Annotated in this window: 23 protein-coding genes and 1 tRNA gene; 19 read left to right on the forward strand and 5 right to left on the reverse strand. The window is 40.8% G+C overall.

Annotated elements, in window-relative coordinates; translation table 11 throughout:
* Positions 1 to 225: 225 nt before the first annotated feature.
* Positions 226 to 302 (reverse strand) — tRNA-Ile (locus ACIPUA_RS00295).
* Positions 303 to 661: 359 nt separating this feature from the next.
* On the opposite strand from ACIPUA_RS00295, the gene ACIPUA_RS00300 reads away from it, so the two are divergent.
* Entirely contained in the window at positions 662 to 1,735 is a 1,074-nt protein-coding gene (locus ACIPUA_RS00300; RefSeq protein ID WP_042846160.1) for an NAD(P)H-dependent amine dehydrogenase family protein, read from the forward strand.
* Between the two features lie 60 nt (positions 1,736 to 1,795).
* Here the strand turns inward: ACIPUA_RS00300 and ACIPUA_RS00305 are convergent, their stop codons facing one another.
* On the reverse strand, positions 1,796 to 2,392 hold the full coding sequence (locus ACIPUA_RS00305; protein ID WP_042846161.1) for a GNAT family N-acetyltransferase: 597 nt from the start codon (positions 2,390 to 2,392) through the stop codon (positions 1,796 to 1,798).
* Between the two features lie 242 nt (positions 2,393 to 2,634).
* On the opposite strand from ACIPUA_RS00305, the gene ACIPUA_RS00310 reads away from it, so the two are divergent.
* The 3 genes from ACIPUA_RS00310 to ACIPUA_RS00320 all read left to right on the forward strand — a co-directional run bounded on the left by ACIPUA_RS00310 (position 2,635) and on the right by ACIPUA_RS00320 (position 6,274).
* A complete protein-coding gene (locus ACIPUA_RS00310) occupies positions 2,635 to 4,656 on the forward strand; it encodes an NADPH-dependent 2,4-dienoyl-CoA reductase (protein WP_042846162.1) in 2,022 nt (673 codons plus the stop codon).
* A 150-nt stretch (positions 4,657 to 4,806) separates the two neighbouring features.
* Entirely contained in the window at positions 4,807 to 5,724 is a 918-nt protein-coding gene (folE2, locus tag ACIPUA_RS00315; RefSeq protein ID WP_042846163.1) for a GTP cyclohydrolase FolE2, read from the forward strand.
* On the forward strand, positions 5,714 to 6,274 hold the full coding sequence (locus ACIPUA_RS00320) for a carbonate dehydratase (protein ID WP_042846165.1): 561 nt from the start codon (positions 5,714 to 5,716) through the stop codon (positions 6,272 to 6,274). The genes folE2 and ACIPUA_RS00320 overlap by 11 nt, the downstream gene beginning before the upstream one ends.
* A gap of 77 nt (positions 6,275 to 6,351) precedes the next feature.
* On the opposite strand, the gene sstT is transcribed toward ACIPUA_RS00320, so the two are convergent.
* Both sstT and ACIPUA_RS00330 read right to left on the reverse strand, forming a co-directional pair.
* A complete protein-coding gene (sstT, locus tag ACIPUA_RS00325) occupies positions 6,352 to 7,605 on the reverse strand; it encodes a serine/threonine transporter SstT (RefSeq protein ID WP_048606197.1) in 1,254 nt (417 codons plus the stop codon).
* 266 nt (positions 7,606 to 7,871) lie between these two features.
* Positions 7,872 to 8,831 (reverse strand): TerC family protein, encoded by a 960-nt coding sequence (locus ACIPUA_RS00330; protein WP_042846168.1) that lies wholly within the window; start codon positions 8,829 to 8,831, stop codon positions 7,872 to 7,874.
* A gap of 614 nt (positions 8,832 to 9,445) precedes the next feature.
* Here ACIPUA_RS00330 and ACIPUA_RS00335 point away from each other — a divergent pair.
* From ACIPUA_RS00335 to ACIPUA_RS00355, 5 genes are all read left to right on the forward strand, one after another.
* On the forward strand, positions 9,446 to 10,114 hold the full coding sequence (locus ACIPUA_RS00335; RefSeq protein ID WP_042846170.1) for a DedA family protein: 669 nt from the start codon (positions 9,446 to 9,448) through the stop codon (positions 10,112 to 10,114).
* 236 nt (positions 10,115 to 10,350) lie between these two features.
* Entirely contained in the window at positions 10,351 to 10,656 is a 306-nt protein-coding gene (locus ACIPUA_RS00340) for a DUF883 family protein (RefSeq protein WP_042846171.1), read from the forward strand.
* Positions 10,657 to 10,662: 6 nt separating this feature from the next.
* Positions 10,663 to 11,070, forward strand: coding sequence for a phage holin family protein (locus tag ACIPUA_RS00345; protein WP_449059184.1), 408 nt, complete (start codon positions 10,663 to 10,665; stop codon positions 11,068 to 11,070).
* The gene (locus tag ACIPUA_RS00350) at positions 11,057 to 11,356 is read left to right on the forward strand and encodes a YqjK-like family protein (protein ID WP_042846174.1); all 300 of its coding nucleotides are present in this window, start codon (positions 11,057 to 11,059) and stop codon (positions 11,354 to 11,356) included. The genes ACIPUA_RS00345 and ACIPUA_RS00350 overlap by 14 nt, the downstream gene beginning before the upstream one ends.
* 255 nt (positions 11,357 to 11,611) lie before the next feature.
* Positions 11,612 to 12,007, forward strand: coding sequence for a DoxX family protein (locus ACIPUA_RS00355; RefSeq protein WP_042846175.1), 396 nt, complete (start codon positions 11,612 to 11,614; stop codon positions 12,005 to 12,007).
* A 233-nt stretch (positions 12,008 to 12,240) separates the two neighbouring features.
* Here the strand turns inward: ACIPUA_RS00355 and ACIPUA_RS00360 are convergent, their stop codons facing one another.
* Positions 12,241 to 13,134, reverse strand: coding sequence for a LysR family transcriptional regulator (locus ACIPUA_RS00360; protein WP_042846177.1), 894 nt, complete (start codon positions 13,132 to 13,134; stop codon positions 12,241 to 12,243).
* 123 nt (positions 13,135 to 13,257) lie between these two features.
* On the opposite strand from ACIPUA_RS00360, the gene ACIPUA_RS00365 reads away from it, so the two are divergent.
* The 10 genes from ACIPUA_RS00365 to dagF all read left to right on the forward strand — a co-directional run bounded on the left by ACIPUA_RS00365 (position 13,258) and on the right by dagF (position 22,301).
* Positions 13,258 to 13,965 (forward strand): pirin family protein, encoded by a 708-nt coding sequence (locus tag ACIPUA_RS00365; protein WP_071548610.1) that lies wholly within the window; start codon positions 13,258 to 13,260, stop codon positions 13,963 to 13,965.
* A 215-nt stretch (positions 13,966 to 14,180) separates the two neighbouring features.
* Entirely contained in the window at positions 14,181 to 16,118 is a 1,938-nt protein-coding gene (locus tag ACIPUA_RS00370; protein WP_217008102.1) for a BglG family transcription antiterminator, read from the forward strand.
* Positions 16,119 to 16,601: 483 nt separating this feature from the next.
* On the forward strand, positions 16,602 to 16,940 hold the full coding sequence (locus ACIPUA_RS00375) for a transcriptional antiterminator (RefSeq protein WP_042846182.1): 339 nt from the start codon (positions 16,602 to 16,604) through the stop codon (positions 16,938 to 16,940).
* 32 nt (positions 16,941 to 16,972) lie between these two features.
* Positions 16,973 to 17,338, forward strand: a complete 366-nt coding sequence (locus ACIPUA_RS00380) for an SFCGS family glycine-rich protein (RefSeq protein ID WP_042846184.1) — start codon at positions 16,973 to 16,975, stop codon at positions 17,336 to 17,338.
* Positions 17,338 to 17,634, forward strand: a complete 297-nt coding sequence (locus ACIPUA_RS00385) for a DUF4312 family protein (RefSeq protein WP_042846186.1) — start codon at positions 17,338 to 17,340, stop codon at positions 17,632 to 17,634. Before ACIPUA_RS00380 ends, ACIPUA_RS00385 begins: the two co-directional genes overlap by 1 nt.
* A gap of 26 nt (positions 17,635 to 17,660) precedes the next feature.
* Positions 17,661 to 18,452, forward strand: coding sequence for a DUF4311 domain-containing protein (locus ACIPUA_RS00390; RefSeq protein WP_042846187.1), 792 nt, complete (start codon positions 17,661 to 17,663; stop codon positions 18,450 to 18,452).
* Between the two features lie 2 nt (positions 18,453 to 18,454).
* Positions 18,455 to 19,105, forward strand: a complete 651-nt coding sequence (locus ACIPUA_RS00395; protein ID WP_042846188.1) for a DUF4310 family protein — start codon at positions 18,455 to 18,457, stop codon at positions 19,103 to 19,105.
* A gap of 218 nt (positions 19,106 to 19,323) precedes the next feature.
* Positions 19,324 to 20,463 carry an amidohydrolase/deacetylase family metallohydrolase gene (locus ACIPUA_RS00400; protein WP_042846189.1) on the forward strand — a complete coding sequence of 380 codons (1,140 nt, stop codon included), beginning with the start codon at positions 19,324 to 19,326 and terminating at the stop codon, positions 20,461 to 20,463.
* On the forward strand, positions 20,447 to 21,559 hold the full coding sequence (locus tag ACIPUA_RS00405; RefSeq protein WP_042846190.1) for a DgaE family pyridoxal phosphate-dependent ammonia lyase: 1,113 nt from the start codon (positions 20,447 to 20,449) through the stop codon (positions 21,557 to 21,559). Before ACIPUA_RS00400 ends, ACIPUA_RS00405 begins: the two co-directional genes overlap by 17 nt.
* A 1-nt stretch (position 21,560) precedes the next feature.
* Positions 21,561 to 22,301: a 2-dehydro-3-deoxy-phosphogluconate aldolase gene (gene dagF, locus ACIPUA_RS00410; RefSeq protein ID WP_042846191.1), complete on the forward strand. Its 741-nt coding sequence runs from the start codon at positions 21,561 to 21,563 to the stop codon at positions 22,299 to 22,301.
* The last annotated feature ends 54 nt before the right edge of the window (positions 22,302 to 22,355 follow it).

The raw sequence follows: 22,355 nt of genomic DNA on the forward strand, positions 1-22,355 counted from the left end.
TAAAAGCCAATACATTTATTTGGATCATAATACAGGTATAGTCAACCTATCCAAAAATAAGACTGGCGTTCTGGTAATTTCTAGGGAAGACGAAACGGATCGGATTATGTCTACTGAAGAAGTCAGCGTGGATGTATTGAATTAGATAACTTGAGTCATTCTGACCCAAAATCAAGTAAAAACAAAAAGGAGTTAGATGATTAACACCTAACTCCTTAATAAATTTGGTGGCCCCTACTGGACTTGAACCAGTGACCAATCGATTATGAGTCGACTGCTCTAACCAACTGAGCTAAGGGGCCAAAGTGGAAAGGATTATACGTGCAGTTTTCTCTTAGGTCTAGTGTTTCAAAACTGTATGGCGAAATTGTGTTCAAATCAATCGCATCACTTATAATTCAAAGTGATAGCATCACCAAAAACTATCATTCTTTCATACTTGCCATAAAGCCTCGTTTATTTTTGTCATTTTTAATTCAACCAATGCTCATAGTATCCATGACATTAAAAATCAATCTATATCAAATTAAAAATATAAACCACAGCATAAACACAATCAGGCTTATTAAACATTCTTCCCCCAATCATTTGATATAGAACAACAATTTTCTCATCAAGATCTCACAATATGATTTATAGATAATTCGCTGATAGGACAAAAATGATGAAAAAAGTACGTGCAGTTCAATATGGTTGCGGAAAAATGGGTAAATACCTAATCCGTTACTTACAAGAACATGGCGCTGAAGTTGTGGCAGCTTTTGATATCAATGAAGCTGTAATCGGCAAAGATATAGGAGAAATTGCAGGAACCGCACTAACTGGAGTCAAAGTCCAAGCACTCCATGAAGCAGATAAAACACTCGAAACCTTAAAACCTGATGTTGGGATCATTGCCACACTGAGCACGATGGCTGATTTAGAAGATGCATTTTCCTTATTTGCCCGCCACGGTGTTAATGCCATTTCAACCGGAGAGGAAGCGCTTTACCCTTGGAATTCATCACCAGAAATAACCCAAAAACTTGATATATTGGCCAAAGAAAATAATTGTACCTTAGCAGGGAGTGGCTACCCAGATATGTATTGGGGAGTGTTGATCGACACCTTAGCAGGTTCAATGCATAAATTAGTAAAAGTTAAAGGCTCTAGTTGCTATAACGTTGAAGATTACGGTATTGCCTTAGCTGTTGGTCATGGCGCAGGGTTAACTGTTAATGAATTTAATCAACAAATCGGTAACTACAATGATTTACCATATGACGTTATCTCACAAAAAATTGAAAGCGGTGAATATGCACCGCCGTACATGTGGACGCAAAATGGTTGGTTATGTAGCCGCCTAGGGTTAACCATTACAAGCCAAATTCAGCGCTGTGTTCCACAAATCGCCAAGCAAGATACCTATTCAGACACCTTAAAAATGACCGTCAAAAAAGGGGATGTACTCGGTTTATCTGCTGTTGTGATCACCGAAACAGCAGAAGGCGTTACCCTTGAAACAGAATGTATTGGTAAAATTTTGACCGCTGATGAATGCGATAAAAATAGTTGGCAATTAATTGGTGAGCCAGATACGTCTATTGAAGTGAATAACCCAGCGACAGTTGAGTTAACTTGTGCCAATTTAGTCAACCGCATCCCTGCACTGATTAATAGCCCTGCGGGATATACTACGACGGAAAAAATGCCAAATAACGTCTATATGACCAAACCAATGCACGAATATTTATAAGCCTATTTAGCCCACCCCAAAACACAGTGGTGGGCTTTTTGGCCGATTTAATGGCAATCGTTAACGGGGCTTGACCATTTGCCACTCTAAATGCCGTTTTATCGCGGGCCATTCTGACTCAATAATGCTGTAAATACAGCTATCACGCAGTTCCCCTGTACGAGTGAGCATATGGTTTCTGAGGACCCCATCAAGTTTTGCTCCCAGACGTTCAATCGCTCTGCGACTTTGTTGATTTAAAAAGTGCGTTCTTAACTCCACAGCAACACAATTTAATTGTTCAAAAGCATACTGTAATAACAGGTATTTAGCCTCAGTATTAATCGCTGTACGCTGCACTTCTTTACCGTACCATGTCGCGCCAATTTCAACTCGCCTAACCACACTATCAATACGCAGATAGGAAGTCATACCAACTGCATTACCTGTTTTTTTATCAATAACAACAAAAGGCAACATTTCTTTTTGTTGAAACCGCTTAAGACGGTTATCCACATCTTTAGCGACATTTTCAGGTTCAGGGACAGAGGTATACCATAACTTATGTAGCCCATCCTTTTGGATCATAGCAGACAACGCTTGATCGTATTGATGAGATAAAAACTCCAAGCGAACGTGTGAACCTTCTAAAGTGATAGTTTGGCAAATTTCTTTCATAGGCTGTGAGTTCCTGACAAGTAAATGTTGATTGTGCGTGAATATTAATTTGAATGTTATTGATAATTTATTTTTATGACAAAATAATAAATTTCTCCGCTATATTTAGATTAACTCCGCACTTTTAATTAAAAGTCATGATAAAAATCACAAAAAATTAACATTATTACCAATTCATCATCCCATTAGGCTACAGTTAACTCATCTGACCTGTTAATAGAGCCCGAAATGGGAGTATAATAATGAGCAATTTTCCACACCTTTTTACCCCTCTAGATTTAGGCCATACCGTTCTAAAAAATAGAATATTAATGGGCTCAATGCATACTGGGCTCGAAGAGCATCCTGAAGGAAGTGAAAGACTCGCACATTTTTATCGTTTACGTGCAGAAAATGGGGTCAGTCTTATTATTACTGGGGGAATAGCGCCAAGCCCAGAAGGGGCACTAACTGCTCATGGGGCTGTACTCAATAACCAAGAGCAGCTCCCCTTCCATCAGCATATTACAAACGAAGTTCATCAAGCAGGCGGAAAAATTGCTTTACAAATCCTACATGCAGGCCGTTATGGCTTGCACCCCGCATTAGTTGCCCCCAGTGCTATTCAAGCTGAAATTATTCCATTTCCCCCTAAAGCACTGACATCTGATGAAGTAAAAAAAACCATACAAGATTTTGTCACTACTGCAAAATTAGCCCAACGAGCGGGATATGATGGTGTTGAAATCATGGGTTCTGAAGGTTACTTAATCAACCAGTTTATTACCAAGCGCACTAACCATAGGGACGATGAGTGGGGAGGAAGCTATGCAAACCGCATTCGTTTTCCCATTGAAATTGTTCGTCAAGTACGAGAAGCCGTTGGGGATAATTTTATTATTATTTACCGGCTTTCCATGCTTGATCTCGTCGAGGATGGCTCCACTTGGGAAGAAATAGAGTTACTAGCAAAACAAATTGAGCTTGCCGGCGCGAGCTTAATTAATACAGGGATTGGTTGGCATGAGGCCAGAGTTCCCACAATTGCAACTCAAGTCCCTCGCAGTGCATTTAGCTGGGTTACTCAAAAGTTAATGGGTAAAGTTAATATTCCATTGATCACAACTAACCGTATCAATGACCCATATGTAGCTGAGCAAATTATCGCTAATCAACAAGCGGATATGGTTTCCATGGCTCGCCCTTTTCTTGCTGACGAGTCATTTGTTCGCAAAGCTGCGGAAAACCGAGCAGATGAAATAAACACCTGCATTGGCTGTAATCAAGCCTGTCTAGACCTCATTTTTAGCGGAAAATTAGCCAGTTGCCTAGTTAACCCTCAAGCCGTCAGGGAGTTTGATTATCCTAACGAAAAAGCCACGATTAGCAAATCAGTGGCAATAGTCGGTGCAGGCCCCGCAGGGCTTTCTTGTGCTATTTATGCCGCTAAACGTGGGCATCGAGTCACCCTATTTGAAAAATCTAATCATATTGGTGGGCAATTTAACCTCGCAAAGCAAATTCCCGGTAAAGAAGAATTCCATGAAACGATCCGTTATTTTTGCCGACAGCTACAATTATTGAATGTGGATGTACGCCTTGAACAGCAAGCCGATGTAGACAACTTGTCAGGCTTTGATGATGTGATTATTGCAACGGGTGTTGTACCACGCCAAATTCAGCTTGAGGGGATAGACCATCATAAGGTCATTTCCTATATAGATGTTATTACCCAACAACGCCCTGTAGGGAAAAATGTCGCTATCATTGGTGCTGGGGGGATTGGTTTTGATGTCGCAGAGCTATTAACCCAAACAGGAAAAAGTAGCAGTTTAGATACTTCGTTATTTAACGAAGAATGGAATATTGATACTTCAATTCACTCTAAAGGTGGTATATACCCTCCACAAAAACGGCCAATAGAGCCTGCTCGTCACCTCTATTTATTGCAACGTAAAAATAGTAAAGTTGGCGCTAATTTAGGGAAAACAACTGGTTGGGTACATCGTTTGTCTCTTATGAAGCGCGGTGTAAAAATGCTGAATGGCGTTGAATACATGCGAGTTGATGACAACGGGCTACATATTCGTTATCAAGATAAAATACAGTGCCTTCCCGTTGATAATGTCATTCTTTGCGCAGGGCAAGAGCCTTATCGCCCGTTGAAAATACAGTTAGCAAAACTCGGCATTAATGCGCATGTTATTGGTGGTGCAGATATAGCAGCAGAACTCGATGCACGCCGAGCCATCGAGCAAGGCATGAAAATAGCTTACCAACTTTAACTTCTTCCCCCTTGTGCTAAGCTGTTAGCTTAAGGGGCTTTTCTGTGCCCCAACTTTAAGCTCAACCTGACTATCTACTCTTATCTGACTTTAATAATTCAAATTGTTATGTTATAACATATCATTATTTCATGGATAATTTGAGGCTTTATGACACTTTCAACTGAATTACCCTCTTCTGTTTTGCCTGACGCACAAGCACAAAATGACACTCACAGTAATATCAAGCTTGACTGGGTTGGAATGACAGGGATTGCTTTGCCCATTGAAATTGAAAGCCGCCCAGTTAATGCGACTATCGATATTGGCGTTGATCTACAAGGGCAAAAAGGGGTCCACATGTCTCGTCTCTATCAAATATTGGATGGCCTAACACAAAATGAACTGACGCCAGATTTAATAAAGCAAACATTAGAACAAGTATTATTGTCGCATCAAACTATTTCATCGAAGGCTCATATCCGATTTTATGGTGATATTTTATTATCGCGCCGTTCGTTAGTATCAGCTCAGTTTGGTTGGAAAGCCTATCCGTTTGAGATTTCAGCATCATTTGATAAGTCACTATCCCTTTATTTGAAAGTCGGAGTCCCCTATTCATCAACTTGCCCAAGCTCTGCCGCACTCAGCAGCCAAGTTATGCAACAACAGTTTGCGATTGATTTTGATGATACAGAACAAACATTAACTCAATCTCAAGTCCTTGATTGGTTGATTAAACAAGGGGTCCCAGCAATACCACACAGTCAACGCAGTTGGGCATGGGTAACCATCAAGCTAAAAACAACTTATAAAGAGCTTCCTATTATTGAGTTAATCAACCAAATCGAAAATATTCTTTCCACCCCAGTACAAACGGTGGTGAAACGTAAAGATGAACAAGCTTTTGCTATTGTTAATGGGCAGAACTTGATGTTTTGTGAAGATGCCGCTCGTAAACTAGTGAATGCCTTTCGCCATCAATGCCAATTTGACGAAGCGACGATCCACATTGATCACCAAGAAAGCTTACATGCCCATAATGCGATTGCCCACACACAATGGAAACGGAGTCTGTATGTTGCGTAAAAACCCATCGGGGCACTCGCCTGTTGTATCGGAAAAAGCATATATTGACCCTACCGCCATTATCTGCGGTAAAGTGATTATTGAAGATTATGTTTACGTTGGTCCATATGCCGTGATCCGTGCTGATGAACTCAATGAAAATGCAGATATGTCCCCCATCGTGATCGGCTCACACTCAAATATTCAAGATGGGGTGGTAATTCACTCAAAAAGTGGCGCGGGTGTACAAATTGGCTCACACACATCGATTGCGCACCGAGCAATTGTCCATGGCCCTTGTGAAATTGCTGAGCGCGTGTTTATTGGCTTTAATAGCGTTTTATTTAACTGCAAAATTGGTAAAAACAGTGTGATCCGCTATAACGCAGTCGTCGATGGCTTAACACTGCCGGATGGTTTATATATTCCGTCATGCATACATGTGAACGCATACAGTGATTTATCGGCATTCAACCAAGTTGATCACGCTTCATTGCAATTCTCTGAAGAGGTCGCAACTACGAACATTCAACTTGTTGAAGGCTACCGTCGTCTACGTAATGAGTTTTAAATCTATAAGCTGTTAAAACAATAAGGGTAGAGTTTGCTTTCGCAGCCTCTACCCTATTTATCTAAATTCAGGAACACTTAATCACGATGAGATAACTGCGCTTCTGAATTTGCCAGTCTATCATCTTCGGCTAAGCAGACTGCAGCTGTGAAAAGGACATCAGTTGAAGAGTTAAGCCCCGTTTCCACTGAGTCTTGCAATACCCCAATCATCACACCAACAGCAACGACTTGCATGGCAACTTCATTCGAAATCCCAAACATGTTACATGCTAATGGGATAAGCAATAACGACCCGCCAGCAACCCCAGAAGCACCGCAAGCACAGACAGCAGCAACAACACTTAGCAACAGAGCTGTTGGAATATCAACAGGGATACCGAGTGTATGTACAGCGGCTAAAGTCAATACAGTGATTGTCACTGCAGCACCCGCCATATTAATGGTTGCACCTAATGGGATCGAAACAGAATAGGTATCTTCGTGAAGGTTCATACGGCGACACATTGCCATATTAACAGGTATATTGGCCGCAGAACTACGCGTAAAGAAGGCAGTTACACCACTTTCACGCAGGCAGGCAAATACCAAGGGGAATGGATTACGCCTAATTTTCCAATAAACAATCAATGGGTTAACAACAAGTGCCACAACTAACATACAACCAACTAATACCGCTAGGACATGGATATAACCTTTTAAGGTTTCAAAACCAGTTGTTGCGATGGTAGAAGCGACCAAACCAAAAATCCCCACTGGTGCTAAACGGATCACAACGCGTACTAACTGAGTCACCGCATTAGAGAAATCATGCACTAAATTCTTTGTTGTATCGTTGGCATGACGCAATGCAATACCAAGCCCAATCGCCCATGCCAAAATACCAACATAGTTACCTTTAATTAATGCATCGATAGGGTTAGCAAAGATATTGATCAGTAAGCCTTTTAAAACTTCAGCAATATTACTTGGGGGGTTTAATTGAGAGTCTCCCACCACTAAAACTAAGTTAGATGGGAAAATGAAAGAACCAATGACTGCGACAACCGCGGCAAAAAAAGTCCCCAAGATATACAGAACCAGTATCGGTTTTATATTGGTTTTTTGCCCTTGACGATGATTCGCAATTGACGACATGACTAATACCCAGACCAATACGGGAGCGACTGCTTTCAACGCGCTAACAAATAGGTCGCCTAGTAGGGCAACATTTTTCGCCGCTGAAGGCCATAACCATGCCAGTAAGATACCTGCGATCAAACCAACCAGTATCTGCTTGACTAGACTACCTTGGCTAATTACTCGCCATAACCCTGTTTTATTTGTATCCATAGTAGACCTATATTAGTTATCTTTATTAGGAATTAAATGTGTTTGCACAGCAAGTATAAGGAATAATAGTCGCCTGAAAAGGCAATTATTCAAAATATACACAATGATTGACTTTATTTAACAAACATTTTACACATCTGTGATCTCAATAGAGTTTTGTTTCTTAAAGTAGAATAGAGAATTTTAAAATGAGTGAATACTTTCAGAAGGTTAAAACAAAAAAAGCCCCCGACTTTCCAGCGGAGGCTTCAACTAAAACCACTAAATTAACTTTTGGCTTCGTTTCGTTTATTAACAATTGTATTAATAATTAACGTTATAACTAGTATGGACGCAATAACCCCAAGAGAAATAGCCGTTGGAATATGAAAAATATCAATTAACAGCATTTTTATACCGATAAAGCTTAAAATGACCGCTAAACCGTATTTGAGCATTGAGAACTTTTCTGCCACACCAGCTAATAAAAAGTACATCGCACGTAGCCCTAAAATAGCAAATAGGTTCGATGTTAAGACAATGAACGGGTCAGTTGTTACCGCAAAAATAGCGGGTATGCTATCAACCGCAAATATCACATCACTAATTTCAACTAAAATTAGCACTAAAATTAATGGGGTTGCGAACAATATCCCATTCTTTTTAATAAAGAATTTTTCCCCATGTAATTCATCGGTCATACGTAAATGTGAGCGCACCCATTTGACCAGAGGTTTATCCGTAATAGGGGAATCGTCCTCTTTAGCAAATGCCATTTTAAGCCCGGTAAATAATAAAAACAGGCCAAATACATATAAAATCCAGCTAAATTGCGTAACTAACCAACTACCAGCAAAAATCATAATCGTACGCAATACGATGGCACCCAGTACACCGTACACAAGGACACGACGTTGTAAATTTGCTGGAATAGCAAAATAACTAAAGAGCATTAACCAGACAAATACATTATCTATCGCTAATGCTTTTTCTAATAAATAACCGGTTAAAAATGCGATAGTTTGGTTATCAGCAAACTCACGCCCCACGTTATCATTAAGATACCACCAAAACCCTGCGGCAAAGAGTAATGAAAGTGTCACCCATACAATACTCCAAGCAGCCGCTTGCTTCATCGACATGGCTTGGCCTTTATGTTTTCCCTGCCAAAACAAATCGATAAGTAACATGAGTAAAATAATAACTGCAAAACTACCCCATAAAACAGGGTTACCGACTGAATGCATTTTCCTATCCCTTAAAAACAAAAAACGGCTGATATCCAGAAGACATCAGCCGCTTAAAATTGTTTAACCTCAAGGAGTTATCTATTGGTTGTAAATTATGAGCAAACCTCGCCTTCTGGCAAGGTCTCACTTACAACACAAATTACCTGAGATTAGGAAACTGTGGTGCTCGGCTACCGGGTGTAATTTGTACACCGTAATGACGATAAACCGACAAGAAGAAGTTACTCCCCTTTGCTATGGCGATAAGATACGGTAAATAATCTTAAAATGCAATAATTAGCAACGAGGGTTTTATCACTCTTTTTTCACATTAAAAAATGAAAGAACAATCATATTTCACATTTATCATCTAAAAAATAGGCTAAAAGCGGGTTTTAAGCACTTTAAACCTGTATACAATGAGCGATAAATTGTAAAAATAAGCCAAAACTTAAATGAATTCTAAAAATAAGCTTAAAATTTACTGTTTAGTTATTTTCTGTTTTGTTAAAGTGAGCGTGCTTTACACTAACAGCCTGAGGAAACAACACTTTCACTTTGGCATTCACTTAATCCATTTCTCCCTGCCCAACAACAAGTTTGTTGCTGTTATTGCCGTTTAGGAAACATTAATGGAATTAGTTAAAGAACTTTTTTTTGCCCTTTGGCACCAAGATTATGTCACCCTGTCTAACCCCGCGTTAGTCTGGTCGATTTACTTCATGCTGTTCGCTATCTTGTTTCTTGAAAACGGGGTTTTGCCTGCGGCTTTTTTACCTGGCGATAGCTTATTGATTCTAGTCGGTGTGCTCATCGCTAAAGGTACGCTAAGTTATCCACTGACGATCGCAATTTTAACTGCCGGGGCAAGCTTAGGCTGCTGGGTTGGTTATATACAAGGGCGATGGTTAGGGAATACACGCTTAGTTAAAGGGTGGCTTGCACATTTACCAGAACACTACCACCAGCGCGCATATGGGCTTTTCCATCGCCATGGCCTCGCTGCATTATTAGTTGGCCGTTTTTTAGCCTTCGTCAGAACATTATTACCCACCATCGCGGGCCTTGCAGGTTTGCAGAATGGCCGTTTCCAAGTCTTTAACTGGCTAAGTGGTCTACTATGGGTTCTGATTTTAACCGCTATTGGCTATGGGTTTGGTAAAAGCCCTATTTTCCTGCAGTATGAACATCATATTATGAATGTCTTGATGTTAATCCCTGTGGGTCTGCTGATTATAGGTTTAATCGGTAGTATTGCTGTTGTTGTAAAGAAAAAACTCTCAAGCAAAAAAGCAAACTAAATCTACGATGGGGGTCTATTGGCCCCCATATTTTTAGTTTTACTTTTATTTACCCTCTGTTAATTTATCAAAGAGTTACCTCCTTAACTCCTTGATAAAAAACTATTCTTAATCATTTCATTATGTAAATTTTCCTTTGTTACATGCACTTGGCCTAAATAATCCATTGCACTTAGTACAAAAAAAGCTATTGTTAATACAGCAATTACGATTTTTCTATTAACAGGAGGTTGTACATGTCAGCTAACCATTCATCAGAAGACTTACGTGCGGAATTACGGGCTTTAGCAGATTCTCTGGAAGCGGTACTCAATGATACCGGTGAAAAATCGAAAGAAGAGATTGAAAGCCTAAAATCCAAGGCAAAAGATGCATTGTGTTCATCACGCGCTAAACTCAGCCAAACCACTGAGCGGATCACAGAACAAACCAAGGAAATCGCGGGACGAGCGGATAACTATGTGAAGGAAAACCCGTGGACAGGCATCGGTATTGGTGCAGCCGTTGGGGTTGTTCTTGGCGTATTACTCGCTAAACGTTAATCGTATATGGAACAAAACCAACAACGTCAGGGCCCCGGGAAAGGGGTCCTTGAAATATTGCAACGTATCGCAAGTATCACTGTGAATGTTGTTGAAACTCGTCTTCAGCTTATTGCCGTTGAGCTTGAAGAGGAGAAAATCAACTTTATTCAACTATCACTGTTAGTTGGGCTAGCTCTCCTATTTACTGCTTTTGGTTTGATGTGTTTAATCGGTTTAATCTTTTGGTCAGTCGACCCCGTCTATCGCTATCAAGCACTGGCAATGACAACAGGGAGTCTGATCATACTCGCTATTATTTTTGCCCTTTGGGCATTAAAAAAAGCGAAGCAATCAACGTTATTGGGTTCTACTCGAGAGCAGTTAAGCCAAGATGCTAATGCTTTAGCGGGAAAGGATAATGAGCAGAAATAAGCGCCAATTATTAGCCACCAAAAAACAAATGTTAATCAAAAGGATTGAGCAGCAACGGAGTGACCTTGCTGCTTCTTCTAAAGATTGGCTACAAACCACTGAACGCTACGACCGCACATGGAAATTTTTTATTACCTTCCGCCCTCTGTTTATTGCCGCAACAGGAATACTGTCAATCTACTCATTGAAAAAGCCTCAAAAACTTTTACGGTTAGGTAAAAAAGCACTCACAATTTGGAGTTTGGCTCGAACAGTACAAAGCACCCTCAACGCAAGTAAAAAATAATCCTCTATTTTGAAATCAATTAATCGCTATAGGTTAATAAAAACCCCCGTTCCTGAAATCAACTCCAACAATTTATTTATCATTCAATTTTTTTGTACTTGTTTGTTAATAAGCTTTGCTTTTTATTGAATAAATAAATCACTACTATAAGTGCATCAAATGTTTTCTTACCTATTAGTGCTGAAAACAACACTACAAAGCGACATATATCGCAATTTAATAAAATTTAATAGCTTATTAGTCTGGAGAGTCTCGATGAAAAATTTAGAAAATGGTGCGATATTATTGGCTCGTATCATGATGCCAATCCTATTTATTGTCGCTGGGTACGGGAAACTAGGTGATGCTTATGCAGGAACACAACAATATATGCAAGCAATGGGCGTCCCTGGGTTTTTATTACCTTTAACCATTTTATTAGAATTTGGCGGCGGCTTAGCAATCCTATTTGGTTTCTTAACCAGAACTGTTGCCTTGTTTACAGCAGGCTTTACTGTACTAACAGCATTGCTGTTCCACATTGACTTTAGTGTTGCACCAAACAGCCTAATGTTTATGAAGAACTTCACGATTGCGGGCGGCTTCTTACTGTTAGCAGTCACTGGTCCGGGTAAATTTAGTATCGACCATTTATTAAATAAAAAATGGTAACTCCGATTTCATTATCACCCTTGTGAATTTATTTGATTTTTTTGTCCAATTTATACCTCCTTCGGGAGGTATTTTTTTATCTAAAATAAAGGTATTAAATCAGTGAAGAGAAAATCACTTAGTTGAGGTGTCCTCGGTAGGCAGCAAATTGAGTCATCCCGTGAGCATACATAAGTATGTGACTCGGGTGACTCAATGAAGCCAACACCCCTACGGCTCAAAATATAACGAGTTTACACCCTAAATAATTTGGGGATTTCTCGGAGACACCACGACTTAGCCTCCCCCATACTATCTCTGCGCCACGCCATAATAATATTCGTCTCATGACTAAATTCAGCCCCGACAACTTTTAAGCGCCCTTCTCGAATATCTTGTTCAACCATTGGATATGGCATAGTTGCCACCCCTAACCCTGCCAGCAATGCATTTCGTTTATCTTCAATTGTCGATACTGTTAATCGCTGCTGTTTATCCAATAATTGTACGGTGATCACTGGGCGTTCTCGCGCAGTATCTGCAACCGCGATCCCTCGATATTTCACTCGTACCGCATCTGAAAGCGGCTCGGGTTCTTGATGAATAGGATGGTCAGGGCTCGCAACATAAATATGGTTAATGGTATATAACGATTTCGAGTTAATTTCAGATGAAGAACGAAAATGCATATCAGGGGCAATCACAATATCCGCTTTACCACTTTCAAGGCGTTCCCATGCCCCTGCTAACACCTCAGTAATTAATGATAATTGTGTTTCTGATTTCTCAGCCAAACGTTCAACCAGAGGAAATAATGACTGAGCTGGAATTAATGCTTCACACACTATTGTCAGGTGTGTTTCCCACCCTTTTGCTAAGGCCTCAGCATCCGAAGTCAATTTATCGGCCGCCTCAAGTAGAATCCGTCCTCTATCCAGCAACATTCTACCGACATTGGTAAATTTGGTTCTATGTCCTGAACGGTCGAATAAAATGACATCGAGCTCTTCTTCTAATTTTTGCATGGTATAACTAAGCGCGGAAGGTACTCGACCTAACTCTTCTGCCGCTGCTGCAAAGCTACCACGCCGGTCGATTGCATCCATCACCCTTAATGATTCAAGCGTTAATGCTCTCTCTTTACTCATGACGTATCTCTTTCAGGAAATTTGAATAAAGGAAACAGATTAACTGGCTAACAATTCAACGTCCAGCTATTTATTATAACAATATAGTATTAATTTATTAATTTTAGCTGAGGGGTAACCATTATGATGACACTTAGACCCGCTAACCATTGTGGAAAAGCAGACTATGGTTGGCTACAAGCGCGTTACGCCTTCTCATTTGGCCACTACTTTGACCCTGACTTTATGGGTTTTAAAACCCTACGAGTGTTAAATCAAGAAGTTATTGCGCCACAAAACGCCTTACAACCTAGAATGTACCCTCATGTTGATATATTAAACATTATTCTTAAAGGGCATGCGCAATACCGTGATAGTCAAGGTAATACAATACAAGCCAGTGAAGGGGAATGTGTGCGTTTCTCACCCCGTTCAGACCTCAGCTATAGCGAGCAAAACATTTGCCCACAAACACCATTAACTCGCTTACAGCTTTGGTTAAATGCTTGCCCGCAACAAGAATCGCTTCCGTTACAAAAAATAGCGATTCAACAGGATGAAAACAAGCTCATTGCGTCACCTGATGGTCAAAATCAAAGCATTCAATTACGTCAACAAATTTGGATAAACCATATCCATCTGGAGCCCCAAGAATCAGCTTCCATGACATTAAAAGGTAATAATGCATTCCTGCAATCCATACATGGCGGCGCAACTATACGCAGTCAGCAAGGTGAGAGTTTAATTATGGGCTGTAATGATGGCGTTTTTATCCAAAATGATAATGAAATCGTTATTACAGCAGATAAATATTTTCGAGGGTTATTGATTGACCTCGGCGACCAAAGCTAAACCGTTTTTTATAGCTATCTCAACATCATATTCTTTCCTTTAAGACTCAATTTTTTTCAATATCATGATTAAATTTGCGAACGGATTCGCAAATTTAATCATTTACATGTCCTACATATTGACACCCTTATGATAGAGTCCTGCCATTAGAGAGAAAGAAAATACGTTCTTTTCTAACTCAAATACTTTTTGATTTTGATTTTAAAGGTGTTTTAGTGGCCCTATTTACGCAGCAGCGACACAACCAAATTTTTGCACAAATACTCAATGAGGTCGTTCCTCAAGATGAGCTAGCAAAACTTTGCTCAGTTTCAACACGAACCATTCGTTCAGATATCAATGAAATCAATGAATTGATTCAGGAATATAGCGCACACATTGTGTATGAGCGTGGTCATGGTTATCGGTTAAAAATTGAGGATGAAGCCCTGTTTGCCACTTTCACCAAGCAAACTGAAGAGGAAAATAGCATTCCTCGTACGAGCAAAGAACGCATTGACGCCTTGCTTCTCAAATTACTAATGCAATCCCTGCCAGTAAAGCTTGATGATATCGCTGAAGAATGGTTTATCAGTCGAGGTACTTTACAGCAAGACATGGGAGCGGTCAGGGAACAATTACATAAATATCAAATTTCATTAGAAAGTATTCCCCATCAAGGTATTCGGTTAAATGGTAGTGAATGGGCCGTTCGTGCTTGCATGACCGAAACGTTATGGCGCCGATATTCCGCACAGTTAACCCCAGACTTAACGTCTTTCCGCCCTGATTGCCTTGATAATTTAGACCTAACATATATTGACAAAGTCCTACATAACAGTATGAATCGGTTCGATATTCGTATTAGCAATGAAGGCCATTTGTACCTTGTTTTTAATTGTGCTGTAACTATTTTGCGTATTACTCGCGGCCATGAACTAACGACAACGGTAAAAAATGATGATAGCGAAGAAGTGATCCGCAAGGCATGTGATGAAATATCGAAAGGCCTAATTTACTTTCTTGGCAATGACCTTTCAGGGGCTGAGCTCAGTTACCTACACGATCAAATCATAGCTCAACGCATTAGCAATCAAGACCCGAGCAGCCAAAAAGTAGGGAGCCACAATGAATTATCCGAATATATTTTAAGCTATATCAACGAGTTATATAACTACGATTTGCGTAATGATGAAAAACTTAAAAAAGACCTCAACACTCATCTTGCTGCGCTAATCACCCGCCTGCAATACCATATTTCTACGCCAAATCCATTACTCTCTGATATTAAACAATATTATCCTTTTGCTTACGATGTCACCTTAAGTGCTTTAACGAGTGCAAGTAAGCAATTACTTCCCCACCCTATTAACGAAGACGAATTAGGTTATTTAGCCGTACATATTGGGGTTAGCCTTGAGCGAAATTACGGTGCAGGTTCAATTCGCCAGACCGAGGTACTCGTAGTCACTGATGCAGGGAACTCAACCTTCCGAGTCGTTGAATCAAAAATTATGCGTGAATTTCCACAACTTAAATTTAGTCGCGGCTTAACACTGCAAGAATATGAATCGCTAAATGAAGTTACGGAAGATTTTGTCATTACTACAGTTCGTGTTTCGGAAAAAAATAAACCCGTCATCAAAATCGCGCCTTTTCCTACACCTTACCAGCTAGAGCAAGTGGGCCGCCTTGCCATGGTAGACCAAACACGCCCCTACATCATTGAACGCTTCTTTGATGAACGCTTTTTTATGGTCGTTAACGAAAAAATTAGCCAAGCAGAGTTATTTCAAACCGTGTGCCATAAATTACAACGGGAAGGTTATATCACTTCAGATTTCTATCCTTCTTTGCAAGAACGCGAATCCATTGTTTCCACATTACTTGGGGAAGGGATTGCACTGCCGCATTCATTAGGGTTATTGGCGAATAAAACCGTCGTTGCCACTGTCGTTGCTCCACAAGGTATTGAATGGAATAAAGAAACGAAAGAAAACGCTTATGTTATTTTTCTATTGGCTATCAGCAAAGCGGATTATGAAGAAGCCATGGCAATCTATGATTTATTCGTCACCTTTGTGAAGGAAAAAACCACTCGCCGCCTAATAGGCGTCAAAAACTTTAATGAATTCCAAGTGATCGCTAAAGATAGCCTAGCGCGAATTCTTTAAGTTAAGAGCAACTTCCACTTAGTAATGGAAAAATGATGATTGATAGTTTTTACGTGATCCTAACCACAACTCCATCAAATGTTTTCCTATCCAAAACTGGTGATTTTACACGCTAAATGGCTAAGTGGAAGTCATTATCAGATACATTAGATGGCTTCCATTTAGAGCTTCCACTTTACCCTCCAATTCTATTTTCCATTTCCACTTGTTTATAAAAAATCATATCTATTTGATAGATATAAAATTTTAAAGAAAACCCCATAATTTAATTATTCAACAATAGTTGATAAACATCCGTTTTTTCCACTTATTTTCCAAATAGTCTAAAAAATAAACCATTCTTGTAAGTTCTAACTTCCAAATAATTTCCACTTATAAGTGGAAATTCATTGCCTGCAAAAATGAGTATGGACGTATTAAGGTATTAAGCATGAAGGAACAGAGTGGTCTAACTTGCAATATTACTTTGGATTTTAAATAGTTATGAGTGAATCAGTTGTAGTTTTTAAGATGTTAGAACATAACCTCGATATCGATGAGGTGACACAAAAACTGCTGGCAGTGATTACTGACTGGCTCAAGCAGGAGGACTGCTACACTACAGATGTACAACAACAAATGTTGCAATCTCACTTACGAGCCATGGTGGCAAGAGCAAAAACGGGTGAAGCCTTACCAGAAATCGATATCAGCCTGTTTGACGAAATATCAGCACATTCAATTGCACTAGCACAACGCGTTGTCGACACGTTACCCGGCTTGGCACAAGAAGAGACCTATTTACTCTCTGTTCACTTTGAAGTCGCTCGCGCGAATGATTAATTTTTAACATTGTAGAATTTGGAGAATATTTTATGAAACAGATGGTTGTTGTTATCGGAGATCGCTTAGGTAAAGGCCAAAAAGTGGCTGCAGGTGTGGAAGCTGCGGGTGGTAAAGCCATTGTCGTTCCTGGTGTTGCTGCGGATATGAAACTCGGTGATGTTATGAATGCAGAGCAAGCCGATTTAGGTATCTCTTTTTGTGGTAGCGGCGGCGCAGGCGCTATTACCGCTCAAACTAAATATGGTTACAAAGCTCGTTATGGGATGCGTTCTATCGAAGAGGGAGAGACCGCCATTGCGGATGGTTGCAACGTGCTAGGTTTTGGTTTTATGGACAAGGAAGAGTTAGGTGAGCGCTTAGTTAAAGCTTTTAATAAAAAATACGGCAACGCTTAATGAAAAAATCTATCGAAACGGTTGTACGGGTAACAGGGCAAGGCGATACCAAACAAAAAGCCATTGCTGACGCCTTAAATTCAATTCAAAAAACCGTACTGAAAAACAATACAGATATCATCCTGCGGATAGAACCAAAGGATGTTGAGGTTGTTAGTGCTCACTCACAATCGCGAACAGAAAAGTTTCTTTTTATCTTTTTGCCACGCAAGCGTGAACATTTTCGTGTTGTACTCGACGTTTCGCTGGATGTCACCTTACTTTCTGTCAACGAAATACCATTTACAGAACAATAATAGCAATCAGGTCTGGAGTTAATTCCATGAGTGAAACTGCATCTTTTTTAGAAATATTGGGCATGTCCCTAATTATCGGTGGGCTCTGCGGCTTCGGTTTAGGAGCCGGGGCAGCGCGGATGTTCCACGCACCAACCGTACAAGGTATGGGGGCATTTCGTACTTTGGGTGAACTTAACGCCTGTGAAGGCGACCCAGCTTCACACTTTTCTTTCGGCTTAGGGTTCTTCTTTAACGCATGGGCTTCATCTGTTGCAGCTGGTGCATTTACCCAAGATGTCGACCACCGCATCATCCCAAACTGGGGCGCGGCCGCATTGTTAACCAAAAACCGCAGCGTAGCAGACACACTGCATAACCCGAAAAAAATGGCGATTGCTTGTGCCATTATCGGTGCGGTCGTGGTTGCGTTCTTAAATACCACCGCCTCTGCTGTTCCAGCGGCATTACAAACCACGGCGGTCAATGTATTAGTCCCCGCCGCTAACTTACTCGTCAACACCGTAATGCCAGTCATTTTCTGGTTAGCTGCGATGGATGCGGGCCGTCGTTCCGGTTTCTGGGCCACCCTATTTGGAGGCTGCGCACAGTTAATTATGGGTAACGCTATCCCTGGTTTAGTTTTAGGTATCTTGATTGGTAAAGGTGTTGATGACAACGGTTGGAACCGTATCACTCGTACTATGATGATCACTGTCGTGTTGTTGTTTGTATTAAGTGGTTTCTTCCGTGAGTTTGACCTGAAGATGATCACCTCCTTCAACCTAGATAAACCATTATGGCTTGAATACGTCCACGGACTGCTAAGCGGGAAATAATCATGACAACTGAAATTAACAAACAAGATTTTTGGTACGCTGAATGGTCCTTCCCAATCTTTGTTGGGCTGTTATCCGCAGGGATCTTTGCAGGTACTCACATGTATGTCGTCTATGGCTTCGGAGCGTTTAACGAAGTGGCCTTCGTAGCCATGCTGCGTGCAGGGTTAGATACTGGTGTTTACGGTGCAGTAGCGGCTTTCGGTGCTAGCTTCCTATTCGCTCGGATCATTGAAGGCTCATTAGTCGGTATCTTAGATATCGGTGGCGCATTACAAACGGGGATTGGTCTAGGTGTTCCTGCTCTATTCTTAGCCGCGGGCTGGGATATTTTAGTGACCAACTTCTGGATGTCACTGCTTACGGGTTTACTCCTTGGCGTGTTAATCGGTCTGTTAATCGTATTTGCACGTAAATTCACAATTGCCCAAGCCAACTCAACCTTCGGGGCTGATGTCATGATGGGTGCAGGTAACACATCAGGTCGATTCCTTGGGCCATTGATTATCCTTGCTGCAATGGCTGCATCCATCCCAATTGGTATTGGTTCTTTAATCGGCGCATTGGTTTTCTATGTATGGCAAAAACCTGTTGCAGGCGGTGCAATTTTAGGTGCGATGTTATTCGGTTATTTCTTCCCAATCGCCGCTTAATCCGCATTCTCTCGGAATATAGGTTAACGAAAACGCTACGGTTTATATCATTTAGAACAAACAGTTAGACATACTCTAAATAATTCAAATTGCAGCAAACGACGATATCCCTAGGAGCATACACCAGTATGTGGCTAGGGTAGTGAAACAACAGGCAACAACGCTGCGGTTTGAAGTATGACGAGTATGACAAGCATCGAGTATGAAGAAGGCAACTTATGTACACTCTAATCATCAAACAAGCTAAACGTATCGATGGTGCAATTATCGATATTCTTATCAAAGATGGAAAAATCGACGCCGCAGGCCCAGAGCTGGCCAACAATCAACAAGCAGACAAAGTTATTGACCTGAAAGGAAAATGCTATGTAAGTGCGGGGTGGATCGACTCTCACGCACATTGTTTTGTTGAATCGCCTATCTACTTCGATGACCCCGACTTAGCAGGTGCTGCGGGTGGAGTCACCTCACTGGTTGATGCAGGTAGTGTAGGCGCTGATGATGTTGATAAATTTTATCAACTCACCCAAAAATCGAAAACCAATGTCTTTTCTTTATTGAATATCTCTCGTATTGGCATCATTGCACAAAATGAATTGTCAGATATGAACAATATCAATGAAACTTGCTTCCAAGAGGCCATTGAGCGCCATAATGGCTTCATTGTTGGTATGAAAGCGCGTATGAGCAAAAGCGTGGTGGGTGAAAACGGAATTACCCCTTTAATCAAAGCAAAAGAAATGCAGAAAAAACATCATCTCCCGCTAATGGTGCATATTGGTAATAACCCCCCAAATATTGATGAAGTTGCCGATTTACTCACCCGTGGGGATATCATTACTCACTGCTTTAATGGCAAGCCAAATAAAATTTTAGGTGATGATGGCTACCTAAAACCCTCAATTGCCAGAGCACTGGCGCGTGGTGTTATTTTAGACGTTGGTCATGGCGGCGAAAGCTTTAGCTTTAAAGTTGCAGAGCAAGCCATGCGTATTGGGACTTATCCAGACATCATCAGTTCAGATATCTATCACCGAAACCGCGTAAATGGGCCAGTGTATAGCCTTGCTTTTGTAATGACGAAATTCCTCTGCATGGGCTTTAGTGCTGAGCAAGTTTTACGTTGTGTCACAGAAAAAGCTGCTGACTTGCTGTCACTTCCAGCGAAAGGCTATCTAAAACCGGGCTTCGATGCAGATATTACGCTATTTGATTTAAAAGAAGAACCGACTGAACTCACTGATGCAGAAGGTGAACATCGCATAGGGACTCACCGCTTTGTTCCTATTGCCGCAATTGTCGGTGGAAAACATATTATTCATGCAGAAGGCGAATCTGAACATGCAATCAATCTATGATAAATATCAGTTAAAACACGTTATTAATGCTTCTGGCCGTATGACCGCCCTTGGTGTATCGACCCCAACACCTGAAGTGGTTGAGCGAGTGGCTTATGGGTTAAATCACTATTTTGAAATTAAAGATTTAGTCAATAAAACAGGCGAATACATTGCAAGTTTATTAGATGTTGAAGCTGCTGTTGTGGTGTCTTGTGCATCTGCCGGTATTGCCCAAGCTGTTGCCGCGGTGATCGTGCAAGACGACGATGATTTACTACTCAACCTGCATTCATCCGACAAAGTGGTTCCTCGCGAAATTATTTTACCTAAAGGCCATAATGTTAACTTTGGCGCCCCCGTCGACACCATGGTGACACTCGGCGGAGGTAAAGTCATTGAAGCTGGTTTTGCTAATGAATGCAGTGCTGCACAACTCGCGGCAAAAATCACCCCTCAAACCGCAGCCATCTTATATATCAAATCACATCATACCGTACAAAAAAGCATGTTAACTGTGGAGCAAGCGGCCAAAGTCGCTCATGACCACCAGCTACCGCTGATTGTTGATGCTGCGGCAGAAGAGGAATTAACGGCTTATTATCACACTGGTGGCGATATTGTTATTTACAGTGGTGCCAAAGCTATTGAAGGCCCAACCAGCGGTCTCGTTATTGGTAAAAAACAATATATCGAGTGGGTTAAACGCCAAAGCCAAGGTATCGGCCGAGCAATGAAAGTCGGTAAAGAAGGTATTTTAGGGCTCACACTTGCTATCGAACAATATCTGAGTGCGACAAAAGAAACTGGCGCTGAAATGGTTAATCGAATGAGTAAATTTATCAGTGACCTAAATGATATCAACGGCATCTCTGCGCAAGTGGTATGGGATGGCGCAGGACGCGATATTGCACGTACTGAAATTAGCTTCGATGAAAATGTTATTGGCAAAACGACCTATCAGATTATGGCTGAGTTGAAACAGGGGAATACCGCCATTTATTTCCGTGAATACAAAGCTAATGAAGGAAAAGTTGAAGCGGATATCCGTAGTGTAAGCAATGAACAACTTGATGTCATTTCAAAGAATATTCGTTTGCTAGTAGAAGGATTTTAAAATGAAATTGTCACCGAATTTTTACCGTGACCGTGTCTGTTTAAATGTGTTGGCTGGTAGCCACCAAAATGCTAAAGACATTTATGTCGCAGCGGAAACCTTTGTCGTTGTCGGTGTATTATCCAAAAATTACCCTGACTTAGAAAGTGCCATAGCTGATATGCGCATCTACGCGCAAGAGACGGATAATGCGTTATCGGTTGGTCTTGGGGCTGGCGATCCAAACCAATCAACCATGGTGTCTTTAATTTCACAGGAAATTCAACCACAGCATGTAAATCAAGTATTTACAGGTGCTCCCATTAGCCGAGCCTTATTAGGCCAAACCGAGACATTCGTTAACGCATTAATCTCACCGACAGGTACGGTTGGCATGGTAAAAATCTCTACAGGCCCATTAAGCTCACAAGCCCCAGATGGCATTGTCCCCATTGAAACCGCAATCATGATGCTTAAAGATATGGGCGCTGACTCTGTTAAGTTCTTTAATATGAAAGGGTTAAAATATATTGAAGAATATAAAGCCATTGCTAAAGCTTGTGCTGAATTTGATTTTTCTTTAGAGCCTACTGGCGGTATTGATTTAGATAACTTTGCGGAAATTTTGCAAATAGCCCTTGATGCAGGCGTGAAGAAAATCATTCCTCATATTTATAGCTCAATCATTGATAAAAATACGGGCAATACTCGCCCAGAAGAAGTTCGTCAATTATTGCAGATGGTTAAGCAAGCGGTTAATTGATGCGTTAAAGCAGTAAAAAGAAGTCGGAAAATAAATATAAGCGAGATGTTATAA

The organism is Providencia sp. AGC89 (assembly GCF_053543535.1).

Bases quoted from the DNA above. Each gene is read 5' to 3' on its own strand.
- ACIPUA_RS00300 (WP_042846160.1), top strand. From the start codon at position 662: ATGATGAAAAAAGTACGTGCAGTTCAATATGGTTGCGGAAAAATGGGT.
- ACIPUA_RS00330 (WP_042846168.1), bottom strand. From the start codon at position 8,831: ATGCATTCAGTCGGTAACCCTGTTTTATGGGGTAGTTTTGCAGTTATT.
- sstT (WP_048606197.1), bottom strand. From the start codon at position 7,605: ATGGATACAAATAAAACAGGGTTATGGCGAGTAATTAGCCAAGGTAGT.
- ACIPUA_RS00365 (WP_071548610.1), top strand. From the start codon at position 13,258: ATGATGACACTTAGACCCGCTAACCATTGTGGAAAAGCAGACTATGGT.
- ACIPUA_RS00390 (WP_042846187.1), top strand. From the start codon at position 17,661: ATGAGTGAAACTGCATCTTTTTTAGAAATATTGGGCATGTCCCTAATT.
- ACIPUA_RS00385 (WP_042846186.1), top strand. From the start codon at position 17,338: ATGAAAAAATCTATCGAAACGGTTGTACGGGTAACAGGGCAAGGCGAT.
- ACIPUA_RS00345 (WP_449059184.1), top strand. From the start codon at position 10,663: ATGGAACAAAACCAACAACGTCAGGGCCCCGGGAAAGGGGTCCTTGAA.
- folE2 (WP_042846163.1), top strand. From the start codon at position 4,807: ATGACACTTTCAACTGAATTACCCTCTTCTGTTTTGCCTGACGCACAA.
- ACIPUA_RS00375 (WP_042846182.1), top strand. From the start codon at position 16,602: ATGAGTGAATCAGTTGTAGTTTTTAAGATGTTAGAACATAACCTCGAT.
- ACIPUA_RS00310 (WP_042846162.1), top strand. From the start codon at position 2,635: ATGAGCAATTTTCCACACCTTTTTACCCCTCTAGATTTAGGCCATACC.
- ACIPUA_RS00305 (WP_042846161.1), bottom strand. From the start codon at position 2,392: ATGAAAGAAATTTGCCAAACTATCACTTTAGAAGGTTCACACGTTCGC.
- ACIPUA_RS00395 (WP_042846188.1), top strand. From the start codon at position 18,455: ATGACAACTGAAATTAACAAACAAGATTTTTGGTACGCTGAATGGTCC.
- ACIPUA_RS00380 (WP_042846184.1), top strand. From the start codon at position 16,973: ATGAAACAGATGGTTGTTGTTATCGGAGATCGCTTAGGTAAAGGCCAA.
- ACIPUA_RS00335 (WP_042846170.1), top strand. From the start codon at position 9,446: ATGGAATTAGTTAAAGAACTTTTTTTTGCCCTTTGGCACCAAGATTAT.
- ACIPUA_RS00360 (WP_042846177.1), bottom strand. From the start codon at position 13,134: ATGAGTAAAGAGAGAGCATTAACGCTTGAATCATTAAGGGTGATGGAT.
- ACIPUA_RS00400 (WP_042846189.1), top strand. From the start codon at position 19,324: ATGTACACTCTAATCATCAAACAAGCTAAACGTATCGATGGTGCAATT.
- dagF (WP_042846191.1), top strand. From the start codon at position 21,561: ATGAAATTGTCACCGAATTTTTACCGTGACCGTGTCTGTTTAAATGTG.
- ACIPUA_RS00320 (WP_042846165.1), top strand. From the start codon at position 5,714: ATGTTGCGTAAAAACCCATCGGGGCACTCGCCTGTTGTATCGGAAAAA.
- ACIPUA_RS00350 (WP_042846174.1), top strand. From the start codon at position 11,057: ATGAGCAGAAATAAGCGCCAATTATTAGCCACCAAAAAACAAATGTTA.
- ACIPUA_RS00340 (WP_042846171.1), top strand. From the start codon at position 10,351: ATGTCAGCTAACCATTCATCAGAAGACTTACGTGCGGAATTACGGGCT.
- ACIPUA_RS00405 (WP_042846190.1), top strand. From the start codon at position 20,447: ATGCAATCAATCTATGATAAATATCAGTTAAAACACGTTATTAATGCT.
- ACIPUA_RS00355 (WP_042846175.1), top strand. From the start codon at position 11,612: ATGAAAAATTTAGAAAATGGTGCGATATTATTGGCTCGTATCATGATG.